The 15,350-nt window shown below is 56.0% G+C and carries 8 protein-coding genes; all 8 read right to left on the reverse strand.

What is annotated here, in order from left to right; all coding sequences use genetic code 11:
- Positions 1 to 51: 51 nt before the first annotated feature.
- Complete coding sequence (locus TX24_RS29490) at positions 52 to 1,650, reverse strand: ABC transporter substrate-binding protein (protein ID WP_044271568.1); 1,599 nt, start codon at positions 1,648 to 1,650, stop codon at positions 52 to 54.
- A gap of 80 nt (positions 1,651 to 1,730) precedes the next feature.
- Positions 1,731 to 3,125, reverse strand: coding sequence for an OprD family outer membrane porin (locus TX24_RS29495; protein WP_003188488.1), 1,395 nt, complete (start codon positions 3,123 to 3,125; stop codon positions 1,731 to 1,733).
- A 171-nt stretch (positions 3,126 to 3,296) separates the two neighbouring features.
- Positions 3,297 to 4,841, reverse strand: a complete 1,545-nt coding sequence (locus TX24_RS29500; RefSeq protein WP_373874266.1) for an ABC transporter substrate-binding protein — start codon at positions 4,839 to 4,841, stop codon at positions 3,297 to 3,299.
- A gap of 366 nt (positions 4,842 to 5,207) precedes the next feature.
- Complete coding sequence (locus TX24_RS29505) at positions 5,208 to 6,836, reverse strand: ABC transporter substrate-binding protein (RefSeq protein WP_003188490.1); 1,629 nt, start codon at positions 6,834 to 6,836, stop codon at positions 5,208 to 5,210.
- A gap of 258 nt (positions 6,837 to 7,094) precedes the next feature.
- On the reverse strand, positions 7,095 to 8,696 hold the full coding sequence (locus TX24_RS29510; RefSeq protein WP_034134858.1) for an ABC transporter substrate-binding protein: 1,602 nt from the start codon (positions 8,694 to 8,696) through the stop codon (positions 7,095 to 7,097).
- 77 nt (positions 8,697 to 8,773) lie between these two features.
- Positions 8,774 to 12,118, reverse strand: coding sequence for a dermonecrotic toxin domain-containing protein (locus tag TX24_RS29515; RefSeq protein WP_057712017.1), 3,345 nt, complete (start codon positions 12,116 to 12,118; stop codon positions 8,774 to 8,776).
- A gap of 260 nt (positions 12,119 to 12,378) precedes the next feature.
- Positions 12,379 to 12,939 carry a hypothetical protein gene (locus TX24_RS32845; protein ID WP_338059766.1) on the reverse strand — a complete coding sequence of 187 codons (561 nt, stop codon included), beginning with the start codon at positions 12,937 to 12,939 and terminating at the stop codon, positions 12,379 to 12,381.
- Between the two features lie 89 nt (positions 12,940 to 13,028).
- Complete coding sequence (locus TX24_RS29520; protein WP_338059767.1) at positions 13,029 to 14,825, reverse strand: hypothetical protein; 1,797 nt, start codon at positions 14,823 to 14,825, stop codon at positions 13,029 to 13,031.
- Between the last annotated feature and the right edge of the window lie 525 nt (positions 14,826 to 15,350).

Raw genomic sequence — 15,350 nt, forward strand, 5'->3', positions numbered from 1 at the left:
TTAGGCAGGTCCGGCACCGTCAGTGTCGACGATGCCGAGCGTTTTTCTTATTTACTTCACCTGGGTGGTGGCGAAGTTATTGGTGGTCAGAGGGCTTTGGGTATAACCCTCGACGTTCTTGCGCATGGCGGTAAACATTTTCGGGTAAGCCATGGGAATCCACGGTTGGTCCTTCTCGAATACGGCCAAAGCTTGTTCATAGAGTGCGGCGCGTTCGGCGGGTTCAGCGTCGGCGCGGGCCTTGTCGATCAAGTCTTGAAACTCTTTGTTACACCAGCGGGCGTAGTTTTCGCCGTTTTTCGCTGCATCGCAACTCAGGTTTGGGGTGAGGAAGTTGTCCGGGTCGCCGTTATCCCCGGCCCAGCCGGCAGAAACCATGTCGTGCTCGCCGGCTTTGGCACGCTTGAGCATTTCGCCCCATTCCATGACCTTGATATTGACCTTCAGGCCGATCTGGGCCAGATCCGCCTGCATGCGCTGGGCGCCGAGCATCGGGTTAGGGTTGGTCGGGCCGCCGCCGTTGCGGGTGAACAGGGTGAACTCGGTGCCTTCCGGTACGCCGGCTTCCTTGAGCAGAGCGCGGGCTTTGTCCAGGTCGCGAACAGGGTTTTTCAGCTTGTCACTGAAGCCCAGCAGGGTCGGCGGGTACGGGCCGGTGGCATCGACGGCGTTGCCTTTGCCGTACAGCGATTCGTTGTAGCCCTTTTTATCGAAGGCAATATTGATCGCGTGACGTACTCGCGCATCGCTCATGTACTTGTGGGTGGTATTCATGGCGGTGTAGCTGGTGGTCATCGCCGCCAGTTCCGCCACTTTCAGGTTGGGATCAGCCTTGGCGCTGGGTACATCATCGGGCTTGGGATACAGCGCGATCTGGCATTCGTTGGCCTTGAGCTTTTGCAGGCGCACATTGCTGTCGGTGGTGATTGCCAGAATAAGGGGATCGGCCGGCGGCTTGCCACGGAAGTACTCCGGGTTGGCCTTGAAGCGCACTTGGGCGTCTTTGGCGTAGCGGTTGAAGATGAACGGCCCGGTGCCGATCGGCTTGGCGTTCAGGTCATCGGTCTTGCCGGACTTGAGCAATTGGTCGGCATATTCGGCGGAGTGAATTGAGGAAAACGCCATGGCCAGGTCGGCCAGGAAGGGGGCTTCAGGACGGGTCAGGGTAAACACGACGGTGTGGTCGTCGGTCTTCTCTACGCTCTTGAGCAGTTCTTTAAAGCCCATGCTTTCGAAATACGGGTAACCCACAGCTGACTTTTTATGCCAAGGGTGATTCGGGTCCAGCTGGCGCTGGAAGCTCCAAAGCACATCATCGGCGTTCAAGTTGCGCGTGGGTTTGAAATAGTCGGTGGTGTGGAACTTGATGTCGTCACGTAGGTGGAAGGTGTAGGTCAGGCCATCGGCGCTGATTTCCGGCAGGTCTTTGGCCAGGGCGGGCACCACTTCTGTGGTGCCGGGCTTGAAGTCCACCAGGCGGTTGAACATGGTTTCAGCGGCGGCGTCAGCGGTCACGGCAGTGGTGTACAGGACCGGGTCGAAACCTTCCGGGCTGGCTTCGGTGCAGACCACCAGCGGTTTGGCCGAAACGCCGATCGCCACGCTCAACAGCGCAGCGGCCATGGCGGCTTGTAGTGGGAGCATTTTCATTCAGAGCCCTCTGCAATCGATGGAGCCAGAAAAGCGTAGGCGGCGGGCTCGTCCTGAGCTCGCCGCCTGCCTGGCACTAATTAAAGGATGTTGAACGGGATGGTGGTAACCAGACGGAACTCTTTGATGCTGCCGTCGGACTGGAACTCGCTGCCACGGTGCTCAACATAGGTTGCGCGCACGGTGGTGGCTTTGAGTGGGCCGCTCTGCAGCGCGTAAGAGGCGCCTACACCGTATTCCTGGTGCTTCTCGCCGTCCTGGGACTGGATGCCGTCGTAGGCAAACTTGGCCCGGCCGTTGTTGCCGGTGTAGTGGGTGCCGTCGATGCCCCAGCCGCGTGCCGAGTAGGCGTTGAACTTCAGGCCAGGTACGCCGTATTCAGCCATATTGATGGCATAGGCGATCTGGAAGGATTTCTCGTTCGGGCCGTTGAAGTCAGACGTCAGGGAGTTGGCCAGGTAGATACCGTTGGTTTCGTGCAGGTAGTCGAAGTACTCGTTACCGTTCACTTGTTGGTAGCCGAAGGTCAGGCTGTGTGCCTGGTGAGTCAGGCCCAGGGAGAGGGAGAAGGTATCGTTGTCGATTTCCCCCATCTCTTTTTTGCCTTCATCGACAGTCTTGTAGTAGTTGAAGCCGGTGGTCAGGCCCAACTGCTGCGCGTCGCCCAGCTCGTGGGTGGCGCCGAAGTAGTACTGGTTCCAGAAGTCCTTCACGTTAGCGGCGAAGAAGCTGGTCTTCAGGCTTTTCAGCGGCTGGTAGTTCACACCCAGGGTCGACACTTTGTCGGTTTCTGCGCCATTACCGTATTCGCTACGGAATTTCGACAGGCTCTGCTCGCTACGTGGCGAAACGCGGTCGAACACGCCGCCCTGGAACGACAGGTTGCTGAACTCTTCGCTGTTGAAGCTCACACCCTGGAAGCTGGAAGGCAGGGCACGGTTGCCGATGGTGTCGACGATGCCGCTGCTGAAGTTCTGGCGACCGGCGGTCAGTGTGGTGTTGGACACACGGAATTGCACGTTGGCCAGGCCCAGTTTGCTCCACTGGTCGACGGCGTCGCCGTTGGAGTCGGCCAGGGTACGGTTGGAGCCGCCTTTGATATCACGCTTGCTGCGGTCCAGCACCAGGGCGTTGTACACCGCCACTTCAGTCTTGACCCCAACGGTGCCCTGGGTGAAACCCGAGCTGGCGTTGAGGATGGTGCCTTGCACCCAGTTGGTACGGTTGCGATCGGTCAGGGTCTGGCCGTGTTTCTGGTACGAGAAGGTGCCCCCACGGTATTTGCTTTCATGGGAGTACCAGTTACGCGTGGTACCGCCCAGGCTGAAATCTTCGATAAAGCCTTTGGCCTCGCTTTGGGCGCTGGTGCCGGCCAGGGTGGTAGGAACGAAGTCCTGGCTTTGCGTTTCAGCGTAGGCGGTGGCCGTGATGCTGCTGATGGCCAAGGCCAGAAGCGCTTTGCTGCTCAGTTTCATGGGTGAAGCTCCTTTGGTTCTCTTTTTTAATGCCGGTCTTTTTGGGTGATCCGGCTATTGGGTGTGGAACTCGTTCAAGCTATTGCAAACGTTTGGCGTAGGAAATTTCCCAACAAAAGCCTGCACGTTTGCCGGGGAGCCGATTTCGCTCCCCGCCATCCGGTTATTGTCTTATGGGTTGATGCTGACGCCCGAGAACACGTTGCGGCCGAAGGGGCTTACCTTGAAGCCTTCGACTTTGGCGCTTAACGGCTGGTTGACCGTCGAGTGGGCGATAGGCGTGATCGGCACCTGCTGCTTGAGCAGTTGCTGCGCCTGTTTGTACAGAACAGTCCTTTGTTCGCGGTCGGTCACGACCTTGGCTTGCTTGATCAGCTTGTCGTACGCCGGGTCGCACCACATGGAGTAGTTGTTCCCGCCGATGGCGTCGCAGCTGTAGAGGGTGCCGAGCCAGTTGTCCGGGTCACCATTGTCGCCGGTCCAGCCGATCAGGCTGACATCGTGCTCACCGTTCTTGGTGCGTTTGATGTACTCGCCCCACTCATAGCTGACGATCTTGACCTTGAGGCCGATCTTGGCCCAGTCGTTCTGCAGCATCTCGGCCATCAGCTTGGCGTTGGGGTTGTACGGGCGCTGTACCGGCATGGCCCACAAGGTGATCTCGGTGCCTTCCTTGACGCCGGCGGCCTTGAGCAACTCCTTGGCTTTTTCCGGGTTGTAGGCGGCATCCTTGATGCTGTCGTCGTAAGACCACTGCGTCGGCGGCATGGCGTTGACCGCCAGTTGCCCGGCGCCCTGGTACACAGCATTGAGGATGCTCTGCTTGTTCACCGCCATGTCCAGCGCCTGGCGTACTTCCAACTGATCGAACGGCTTGTGGCGCACGTTGTAGGAGATATAGCCGAGGTTAAAGCCCGGCTTGGTCAGCAGTTGCAGGTTCGGGTCGGCCTTGAGGGCTTCGACATCGGCGGGGCGTGGATGCAGGGTGACCTGGCATTCGCCGGCCTTAAGTTTTTGCACGCGCACCGACGCGTCGGTGTTGATGGCGAAGATCAACTGGTCCAGCTTGACGCGGCTCGGGTCCCAGTACTGTTTGTTGCCCACGTAGCGAATCTGCGAGTCTTTCTGGTAACGCTGGAACACGAACGGGCCGGTGCCGATCGGCTTCTGGTTGATGTCGCTGGGCCGGCCTTGCTTGAGCAGCTGCTCGGCGTATTCGGCCGAAAGGATTGCGGCAAAGCTCATGGCGATGTTCTGCACGAACGCGGCGTCGACCGTGTTCAGGGTCATCACCACGGTGTAGGGGCCTGTTTTCTCGACCTTGGCGATGTTCTTGTTCAGGCTCATCCCGTTGAAGTACGGAAACTCGGTGGGGTAGGCCTTACGGAACGGGTGCTCGGGGTCAAGCATGCGGTTGAAGGTGAACAGCACGTCGTCGGCGTTGAAGTCCCGCGTCGGCTTGAATTCCTTGTTGCTGTGGAACTTCACCCCTTCACGCAGGTGGAAGGTGTAGGTCAGGCCATCTGGGGAAATATCCCACTTGGTTGCCAGCCCAGGGACGACGTCGGTGGCGCCTTTTTCGAACTCCACCAAACGGTTATACAAAGGCTCCGCCGCATCGTTGTCGGTGGCGGTGGTGTATTGCGCAGTGTCAAACCCTGCCGGGCTGCCTTCGGAGCAGAACACCAGGCTCTTCTTCTCGGCGGCTTGGCCCATCGTGGCCACGGCCAGCAGGCTGGTGGCAAACAGAGCGGATACAACGGTGGTATGGCGCATGACGTTCCCCGTCCTTGTTTGTAGTTATCAACAGCGAGCCTTCCTGCTGGCGTTCAGCCAGGCAGACCTCACTGATCCCACACACAGCAAGTGCCCTTCCCCAGAATGATGCCTCTGCTGTCCTACGACCTTATGGGGCGTTGACCTTGCAGTAAATGCGTCAATTCTGACTGACCTTGTAGGCAACGGAGGCACGGGTCGCAGTTCATTGCTGTAAGACGGCAACGCTTGCAAACGTAGTCTGTTTCCTAAGGTCCAGGCGGATGGAATAACGGCGACGTTATGAAACGTCGCCGTTATTGATCCTTACTTGCCGCTGACGCTAACGCCGTAGAAGGAATTCAAGCCAAACGGGCTGATCTTGAAGTCTTGTACGGTATTACGCATGGGTTGATACACCGTCGAGTGCGCGATAGGTGTCATCGGGACTGCATCTTTGAGGATATGTTGCGCCTGCTTATACAGCTCGGTGCGTTTGGCGACATCCGATGTGGCCTTGGCTTCTTTCACGATGCCGTCGAATTTCTTGTCGCACCACTTGGAGAAGTTGTTGCCCGACAGCGAGTCGCAGCCGAACAGCACGTTCAGCCAGTTGTCCGGGTCACCATTGTCGCCGCTCCAGCCAATGATCATGGCCTGGTTCTCGCCGCCCTTGGAGCGCTTGATGTACTCGCCCCACTCGTAGCTGACGATGTTGACCTTCAGGCCGATCTGTTTCCAGTCGTTCTGCAGCATCTCGGCCATCAACTTGGCGTTGGGGTTGTAGGGGCGCTGAACCGGCATGGCCCACAGGGTGATCTCGGTACCTTCCTTGACGCCAGCGGCCTTGAGCAGCTCTTTGGCTTTGGCAGGATCGTACTTGGCATCCTTGATGGTGGTGTCATAGGACCACTGGGTCGGCGGCATGGCGTTGACTGCCAACTGGCCGGCACCTTGGTACACGGAGTCGATGATCTGCTGCTTGTTCACCGACATGTCCAGGGCTTCACGGACGCGCAGGTCGGCCAGCGGGTTCGCGGCGGTCTGGCCCTTGAGTACTGGCATGACGTTATAGGCGATGTAGCCCAGGTTGAAACCGGCCTGGTGCGGCAGTTTCAGGTCCTTGTCCTCACCCAGCGCCTTGAGGTCAGCCGGACGTGGGAACAGGGTGATCTGGCATTCGTTTTTCTTGAGCTTCTGGATACGCACCGACGGGTCAGTGGTGATAGCGAAGATCAGGTTGTCGATCTTCACGTCTTCAGGTTTCCAGTAGTCCTTGTTGCCGGTGTAGCGAATGTTCGAATCTTTCTGGTAGCTCTTGAACACGAACGGGCCAGTGCCGACCGGCTTCTGGTTGATGTCGGCAGGCTTGCCTTCCTTCAACAGCTGCGCAGCGTATTCGGCGGACTGGATCGAGGCGAAGCTCATGGCCAGGTTCTGGATGAACGCGGCGTCCACGGTGCCAAGGGTGAACTTGACGGTGTGGTCATCGACTTTTTCGATGTTCTTGATGTTGGTGTCCATCCCCATGTCCGTGAAGTACGGGAACTCGGTGGGGTAGGCCTTACGGAATGGATCGTCTTTATTGATCATCCGGTTGAAGGTGAACAGTACGTCGTCGGCCGAGAATTCACGAGTCGGCTTGAAGTACGGGGTGGTGTGGAACTTGACGCCTTCGCGAAGGTGGAAGGTATACGTCAGGCCATCCGGGGACACGTCCCAGCTGGTGGCCAGGCCAGGAACGACGGCGGTGCCGCCACGTTCGAACTGGCTCAGGCGGTTGAACATGGTTTCGGCCGAGGCATCGAAGTCTGTTCCGGTGGTGTACTGGCCTGGGTCGAAACCGGCCGGGCTCCCTTCGGAGCAGAACACCAGGTTAGTTGCCGCAAGGGCTACGGGGGCTGCGGCCATAAGGCCAGCGCTCACTAATAACGGAAGGACTGCGTGTTTAAGCATGTTGGCCTCATGATTTGTTGTCATTTTTGGTGGTGAGGGCGACCTCGTGAGTCGGCCTGCGGATACTTATGCAGGCGCCATACCCAATGCAAGATGCAGAGCGGTTGCAAAGGGAAAACTGTGGTACGAACGTACAGGAATGTCGCAATTATGAAAGTTCTGACACAAAAGTGCCTATTTGGAGGGTTTTTTCGGTGCAAATGGCGCACCAAAAAAGCCCAGCCGAGGCGTCTAGCGCACTCGGTTGGGGCGCTGTTGTTACTTATCTAGACCCACACCGTAGAACGGCGTGAGCCCGAACGGGCTGATCTTGAAGTCACGCACTTGCTTGCGCATTGGCTGGAAAACCGTCGAGTTCGCAATAGGCGTTATAGGTACTTGTTCCTTAAGGATTTTCTGTGCCTGTTGATACCACTTGATGCGCTGCTCGCGGTCGCTGCTGACCTTGGCTTGCTGTACCAGCTTGTCGTAGGCCGGGTTACACCATTTGGCGTAGTTGCTGCCCTTGACCGCAGCACAACTGTAGAGCACGCCCAGCCAGTTATCCGGGTCGCCGTTGTCGCCGGTCCAGCCGTAAATCATTGCGTCGTGTTCGCCATTTTTCGCGCGCTTGATGTATTCGCCCCACTCATAGCTGACGATGTTGGCCTTGATGCCGACCTTGGCCCAATCCTGTTGAATCATTTGTGCGGACATTCGCGCATTCGGGTTCGAGGCGCGTTGTACGGTCATGGCCCACAGATTGATGGTGGTACCTGGTGCAACCCCTGCTTCTTTTAGTAGCAACCGCGCCTTGGTCGGGTCGTAGGGTGCATCCTGGATTTTAGGGTCATAAGACCACTGGGCGGGAGGCAGTGCGTTCTGCGCCAATTGTCCGGCGCCCTGGTAAACGGCCTTGATGATGGCGGGCTTGTCGATGGCCATGTCCAGGGCTTGGCGCACCTTGAGCTGATCCAGCGGCGGATGAGTCACGTTGTAGGCAAGGAAGCCCAGGTTGAAGCCCGCTTGTTGCTGCACGCGCAGGTTGGGGTCTTGCTTCATTGCCTCGATGTCAGCGGGGCGCGGGTAACCGCTGACCTGGCATTCGCCGGCCTTGAGTTTCTGCAGGCGCGCTGCGGCGTCCGGGGTGATGGCGAACACCAGGTTGTCGAGCTTCACGTCCTCGGGTTTCCAATACTGCTTATTGGCCGCATAACGGATCTGCGCGTCTTTCTGGTAGCGCTTGAACACAAACGGCCCGGTGCCCACCGGTTGCTGGTTGATCTGCTCGGCCTTGCCTTCTTTCAACAGTTGGGCGGCGTATTGCGCCGATTGCACCGAGGCGAAACTCATGGCCAGGTTCTGTACGAACGAAGCATCGACGTTGTTCAAGTTGAAACGCACAGTGTGTTCGTCGAGTTTTTCAAGGCCTTTGATCGTAGTGTTCAAGCCCATGTCGGTGAAGTAGGGCGATTCGGAGGGGTAGGCCTTGCGAAACGGGCTCTCGGCGTCCAGCAGACGATTAAAAGTGAACAGCACGTCATCGGCGTTGAAGTCGCGGGTCGGGGTGAAGAAGTCGGTGGTGTGGAACTTGACGCCTTCACGCAGGTGAAAGGTATACGTCAGACCATCCTTCGACACGTCCCAACTGGTGGCCAGGCCTGGTTCGACCTCGGTGCCACCGCGCTTGAACTGGGTCAGGCGGTTGAACACGGTTTCGGCGGATGCGTCAAAATCGGTGCCACTGGTGTACTGGCTGGGGTCGAAGCCGGCGGGGCTGGCTTCGGAGCAGTAGACCAGGGTGGTAGCGGCGTGAGCCATCGGTATAAAAGCTAGAAGGCTTGCGGCGAGGAGCACTGGCTTAATGGCGATTCTTTCCATGGAGACCCCTGAAATGGCAGGCGTAAAAGCTGCCCAAACGAAAAGGCGGTAACCGAGGTTACCGCCGTTCAGCTGGCTTAGGTAGGGGATACTTCTATCCGGATGGGAGCCGATTTATCGATTATAACGGGCGGGCCGTCTATTTCATTACTTGCACGGAGGTTGAAAGTTCGAGTGGCTGTTATGTTCACGTCTTTGGCGAGGGTGGACTCACCTCTAACCTCAGATTTCAGGCGCCATTGGGTGGTTATTGTAACCTCGGTCTCATTTTTTAAAGGGTTATAGTCGATGACGTACTGCCTGTCGCCAACACTGCTGATATAACCGTCTTTCACTCGGGGAGGCTGCAATTCAAACCACGCAGGAGCGGAAGAGCCTTGATGAGCAACCTCTGAAATTGCCGCTCGCATGTCAGGATCGGGCACGGTGCGCTCAAATGCATTGATCCCATCCCCTATAAGACCATTACGGATCTGTTGTTCTAAGTCATCTGGGATAGTCATTCCCGCTATCTGCTGGGGTATGTCGATTTCAACGTTCTCCAGGTCAGCGCTTCTTATTGTGTAAGGGTCTCGGTTGATGTCTTTGATAAATTGTGGAGAATAATTGCTGGTACCATACTCGGATGGCGAAGCTGTTTCCGATTCGGATACCGTGAAGTCCCCGCTGTCCGTTGTCCAGGAAAAGACAGGGCGGTTTTCTAAAACACCGTTCTCTTCCTTGAAGCTGACGCCATATTTATAGTTCGCTTGCTCTTCAACATTGAAACACTTGTCGAGTATGTCAGCGCCTTTCATTTTGGTACCGTTTAACTCAATAAAATTATCCGATACCTGTGCAGGCGTTTTTAGATCGTTACTTGGTGTTGGGGACTCAGAGCGTTGCCATGGCCACTTCACCCCGCCATTGCCCGGCGCCCTGGCCCATTCTCCATCACGCCCAGGTGTGATGACCATCAGCCCTGCGCCGTTATCGGGATTAATGATTTTGGCGAACACGTCGCCGGTTCGATAGCGGCCTGATATTTCAAATACTTTGCTCGCCCCCGTCTCGTCGGTAAAGCGCACGAACTGGCGCAGTGCCCCCTGGCTGTCGGTTATTCGATAGACACCCAACGCATCGCGGGGCGCGCTCTTTATCAACTGCTCACCCTCAGACACGGCATAGGGAGCCATCGGCAAGAGTGTTTGGGATTTTGGCAGGGGAGCCCCAGCTTCGTTAACCGTGGGGGTGCCGCTGGATGGGCCTGGTGTTGGCTCTTCGAGTTCATTGATTTGCGGTTGGGCGAGCGGGTCCACAACCGGTAGCTCTTTCTCGGGCGGCAATGCAAAAGGATCTTCCGGAACTTCGCTTGCCCCCGCTGAGAACAACGTGTTCAGCAAACCATCGAGTGCCTTGGAAGCTCCGTTGTCGCGTTCCGCCTCGGTGTCCCCGGACGTTGTTTGTTCCAAGCCCAACCCCAACTCGGTCAGCCCGGCAAGTGCCGCTGCGCCGGCAACCGGTGCAGCGATAGGCGCAAGCTTGGCCAATAGCCCGGCGGCTACGGTAATGTCGTTCAACCACGTATCTCGGGTTACTTCGCTGTTGGATTTGACGACGACGTCGGTGTCACTCGTCATGCGCTGTTTGGCGGCGGTTGTCAGGGTGGAAAACACATCCCCCTCGATTTTCGAGTGACTACTGGTGTTCACCGGGTTTTTCAGCTCACCGGCGGCCATTTTCTTGAAGAGGGCGTCCAGGCCATCTTGCTTGTCGCCAATACCCGTAAAGCTCGCGCCCGGTACAAACCCGATTGCCAGTTGTATGAGAAGGTCAGGCTTACGGTTCTGACGATCAGCCAATGAAAAGTGCGCGAGCAGCGACTGGCTTTTTTTCGGGTCCTTCGTCTGGTCAATTACCCATTGATTGAGCTTGTCCAAGGAGTCGAAGCGCAGAAATGCCGGTTTGGCTCCAGGTATGTAAAGCACTTGCCGGCCAGTGTCGTCGCTACTGAATCGAAGAATGTCACTGGATGTGAAACCGTGGATATCAAGGGCATGCACTTGGGGAGCGCTGCTTACTGGCGCTTTGGCCTTGAGCTGTTCAAGGCTCAGGGGTGTGTTTTCGTCGAGTGGAATATTGTTCGCCGTCGCCATTACCAGGCTGTAGTCGCCACGAGTGAACTGGTGTTCTGAGGCTTGCAAGGCTCGTTCAGCAGGTGAACAGGCTTGGGCTTTCTTCAGTTGCTCCCGTGCCTGGGAAACGAACTCACCTTTGATTACCGTGTGGTAGTTATCGGTGTGCGCGTTCCAGAACCTGTCGAATTTCTGGGTCATCTGGGTTTGAAAGTCGGTTTTCCAGCTCTCGTGCATCACTTGTGACGGCTTGAGGTCGATTTGATTGTGCTTGCCGTAACCGCCTTTATCGCTTTGCCCTGCGGGCTGGGTATACAAACCTGCCTCGAGGTCGAGGTTGCCAGGCACCCAGTCGTGCTCGGAGAAGTTCTTCAGCAAGGCGTCGGGTAAGCGCAGTGAGGACCAGGGCTCCTGAAAAGTGTGTTCCCAGCCGGTAGCCGTGTCCGCGCTTTCACCGCCTTTGAAGCGGTTCAAATAGACAGTATCGGAGTCGATAGGTTTGCCCGTGAGTTTGAGCAGCAGGTCATCCGCCCATTTCTTGGCTTCTGCCCGCGTATTGGGCAGGTTGTTGGCGACGTCAACCGCCAGGCGCTTGTAAGCCAACGCCTGTGGTGCGGTGCTGTAGTACTTGGCGGCATTGTGTTGTTGCTCTTGAAGCGCCTGTGCCGAGCGGCTGCTGGCAGGGCGCAGGCGGTCATCGGCGGGGATAGGGTCGAAGGTGTCTTTATGTTCCAGATGCCTTATTTGTGCTCGAGCCTGGGACAGCGTCTGGGGAAGGGGCACGCCTTCAAAGTTGGCCACCACTTTTGCGCTGACCTGTATGGAGTCCTTACCCAACCTCACACGCAAATCACCGTTATTGCCAGGGGCGATAACTTTTGCGGCGTCCAGCAGGGGGCCTGAAATTTGTCCCCAGCCTGATGTATCCGACAGATGGAAGGTTTTCGTTTTGCCCTCGACCTCGGCGGACAAGGTACCTGTAGAGGGGTTGATTGAAAGCAAGGTGTCCGGGGCGAAGTGTTGTTCGCGCAGCCAGCCCTGTACGACGGCATTTTCCAAGTGCGTGCGATACAGCCCAAGCCATTGGCCCAGGGTGCTTTGGGGCGGTACGGTTATAAGCCCGGCATTGCCGTGCAACACCTTGCGTTGTGCGGCCTCGAGGTAGGCCTTGAGCAGGGCTGTTTCGTCAGGGTGGACGGTTTTTGCAGTGGGCGGTGGCGGTGTCACCTGCGCTTGAGTGTTCGATATCGGATGGGGGACGGCGGACGGCAGCGATGGCGAGGATGTCGGATTGAGTGAAAGGGGCATAAGTTCGGCTCTCATTGTATGAATAGATGCCAGCACAGCCCTCCCTGGTAGCTATGGCAGTAATGAGTCGTGAAAGCCGGGCGCTTGATTCCTGTTAAATATGCTGCCGTATATGACGGCGCGCCAGCGCGCAAAAAAAGGCGCAGGCCCCGTGGGGCTGCGCCTGTGTCTTGTCTAAAAAAGTTACTATAAAACTTCGATCACGTCGTCGTTGCATGGAGAAATACAGTCGCCGGTCACCTCTACTCATAAATGAATTTTCAAGGTTTAGGGTGGAATGTCTCAGGCTTATAGGTGAAGGCCCACCACTTGAGTGGGTTCCAATAGGGGTTGGTCTTCGACGGTATGAAACGTGAATTTACCTTCATTTCATCGGCGATATACTGCTCAGCCTGGCCTCTCACGTAGGCCGTTACAGCGGGAGTAAGGGTGACGCCCTTCTTTTGCACGTGTTGGAGATAAGCTTTTTCTACTTTGTCAATGGCCGCCGTTATAACTTCCGGCGAAAGGCTCGCGGTGAGATTGCCGGTATACCCTTTTACAGGGCGCCTTATCAGCCTTTGAAATTGAGCGGCAAAGGAAGCGTCTCCCCCAGTTGCAGAATTGCATGACAACAGGCGTATGTTGTCAAAAAGCTCCGGGCGTACACCTTTTGCGTGAAGAGTCTGAAGCAACTCTGCCGGGGTGTGGAGTTGTCCATCGAACACAACTCTTGCTACGCCAGTTTCAGGGTTGAAACTGCCATGGACGAGTACATTCAATCGTGTTTCCGTGCCTTTTTTATTTTTGTCGGTAAAGGTATACAGCTTTTCGTTGACCACATTCAGGTCATTGACCTCTCCACTCAGGATGACGGCTTTTTCACCCGTAGAAAAAAGTGCCTCACCCGTGGGTATGTTTTCTACGGAACTCAGTGGTGGAAGTTTCCCGTTTGTGCCTTCGACGGGCGGGCGCCTCCACTATTAGCCGGCACCGAACGATTTGATTCGTCTGTTTCGACGTTTGTGGGAATATGACTGTCGTTCGAAGCTTTTGGTGCGCGCACAAATTCAAAATCCTGTGTCTCGGAATTGTACCTCCAACTGTAGTTCTTGCTGCTAGACGGGGGGGAAGGCAACTCAAGTTCACCCAGGCCCGCTTCTACCCCATTGGGTGCAAGTTCGTGCACCAGTTGCAGGCTCGATATCACCGCTGCGGCAGTGCCGCCAACGCGATCGTCGGCGGTCATGCCGTGAATGGAGTCATGCACACCGAAGACAATATTGCCCGCGTTACCAAGGACGGGCACGTAACCGAAGGTGCGTCCCCATAATTCCTTCGCGTTCTTCCACGCTTGCTGCTCGGAACCAAACACCTGCGTTTGGTCGGCCCATACTGCGTTCTTGGCGTTCACAGCTTGGTACTCGTTAGCAATGCCGGACTCAAGGTTTCCCCATTTCAAGAAGTATTCGCTATTTCGTGATTGGGTATAATTGAAAGTCTCCCTCACAGGCACAGCCTTGTCTTTTATCCAGTTTTGATAACCGGGGTATGTAGCCCTGTTGGAGTCGATCAGGTTTTCGAGCACATTTGCGGCCGATGGCCAATGAGAGTCTTTGCCGCCCTGCCTGTCACTGGCATTAAAACTACTGTACAGCTCATTACGATTTTTCTCAGCCCAGTGGGCAAAATCGTCATCGCCGTATATTTCACTGACCGTGCCGTTTTTCAAGTCAATGAGCAAACCTTTATTAGGCCGGTGGTCGTAATCGCCGTGATAGTTGGTGAACGGGATAAATGCATGCCCTGCCAGTGGGTAGCCATATATGTTTGGGATGACCACGTTGCCGTTTCTGTAAAGTGTACGATGGATTGCGTCTTGCCCTTCGGGGGAGAGTTGTTCATAGCTGTTCTTGTCGTTACGCAGGCTTTCTAGAATTCCGCGCACAGCATAGGCATCCGCTTTTCCGGAGCGTTTCGCCAAGGCACCGTACATGTCGCGCATAGGCTCGGCTACATCCACCTTCCAGTGAGCCTGTAGACGCGCACCCAGCGCTTCCAGATCGTTGATCTTGTTCGCGTCTTGTGGCTTGACTTTCGTCTCTTGAAAATTGAGTAAACCGCCTTCCGGTGTTCTGTCGTGCTTAAGGGCACCGGCTGCAATTTCCCATGCATAGTAAGTGCGTTCTTCGGTGTTGGTCTGCACCTCTTTCTTCCATTTACCTACGTAGGAGTTGAACGTCACGGTGAATTTTTCATGTGGGTCGTACCCGGCAGCCAGTAACCCGCCACTGAAGTAACCCGCAGGCTCTAGAAAATGGCGAACGTTCTGGAATTTGACGTTGTTTTCGCCTTCCTTACCCTGTTCCAAGGTCTTGATGTGTGCCACTACACGTCCGGCATAGGCTTCTATGCGCTGCACCTGTTCCTTGGGCGGATAGCTCGTAGGCGCAGAAACGGTGTCTCCCCCATAAATGACGCCTTTGGAGAAATCAAGCTCATGGTCCTGCGGTGGCGCGGTCGTATTTTTTACTGGCGGCGAGGGAGCAACTGTCCGAGTTGGATTAAAGTCTGCAATGGGTGGTCCGCCGGGGCTCAGCGGGGGGGGCCATTGCGGTGTGGTGTTCGCTTTGTTTGCTGGGGGCGCTGTTTGAGTTGGGTTAAAGTCTGCAATCGGTGGTCCGCTGGGAATAAGCGGGGGATGCCCGAAAGAAGAAAGTGTCTTCATGAATGACTCACTTTATTAATGATTTAAAGTTATTTTCTTGAAGTGTTATGGCATTGGCGTGGAGTTAGTGGCCAGCTAACGTTACTGGCTCTTCTATTCCGTAAGGCTTCCCTCAGTTTGTAGGGCAGTGCCTGTATAGTTTTACAAGTATTAGGTGGCGGCAGGTGTGCGAAAAGTTCCAGATCGCACGCGCCCTGTATGTCAAATGTTTTCTAAGATGCAACCTGTAGCGATCAAAAAAACCAGAAGTATCGCTTCGGTTAAGACGGTACATGTAGCGTAGGTGTGACCTCTACACGGATAGGCGCGGAGAGTTATAGTTCTGGATGCTTTTATATTTATATCCGGGATCGCTTCGATCTCGGGAACATCGTTGATGTTGTCAGTGTTTTTGATCCGTTGGATGAGTTTGAGCCCGGTTTTTGATACGACGGTCGTGGCGGTGCTCGGGGGGGGGGGGGGGGCCGGGGTTGGTGGGATGGTAAAATGGGGTACCGACAGCCATCAAAAAAAAGGGGCAACACC

The sequence above is a fragment of the Pseudomonas lactis genome (assembly GCF_001439845.1).
GTDB classification, from domain to species: domain Bacteria; phylum Pseudomonadota; class Gammaproteobacteria; order Pseudomonadales; family Pseudomonadaceae; genus Aquipseudomonas; species Aquipseudomonas lactis.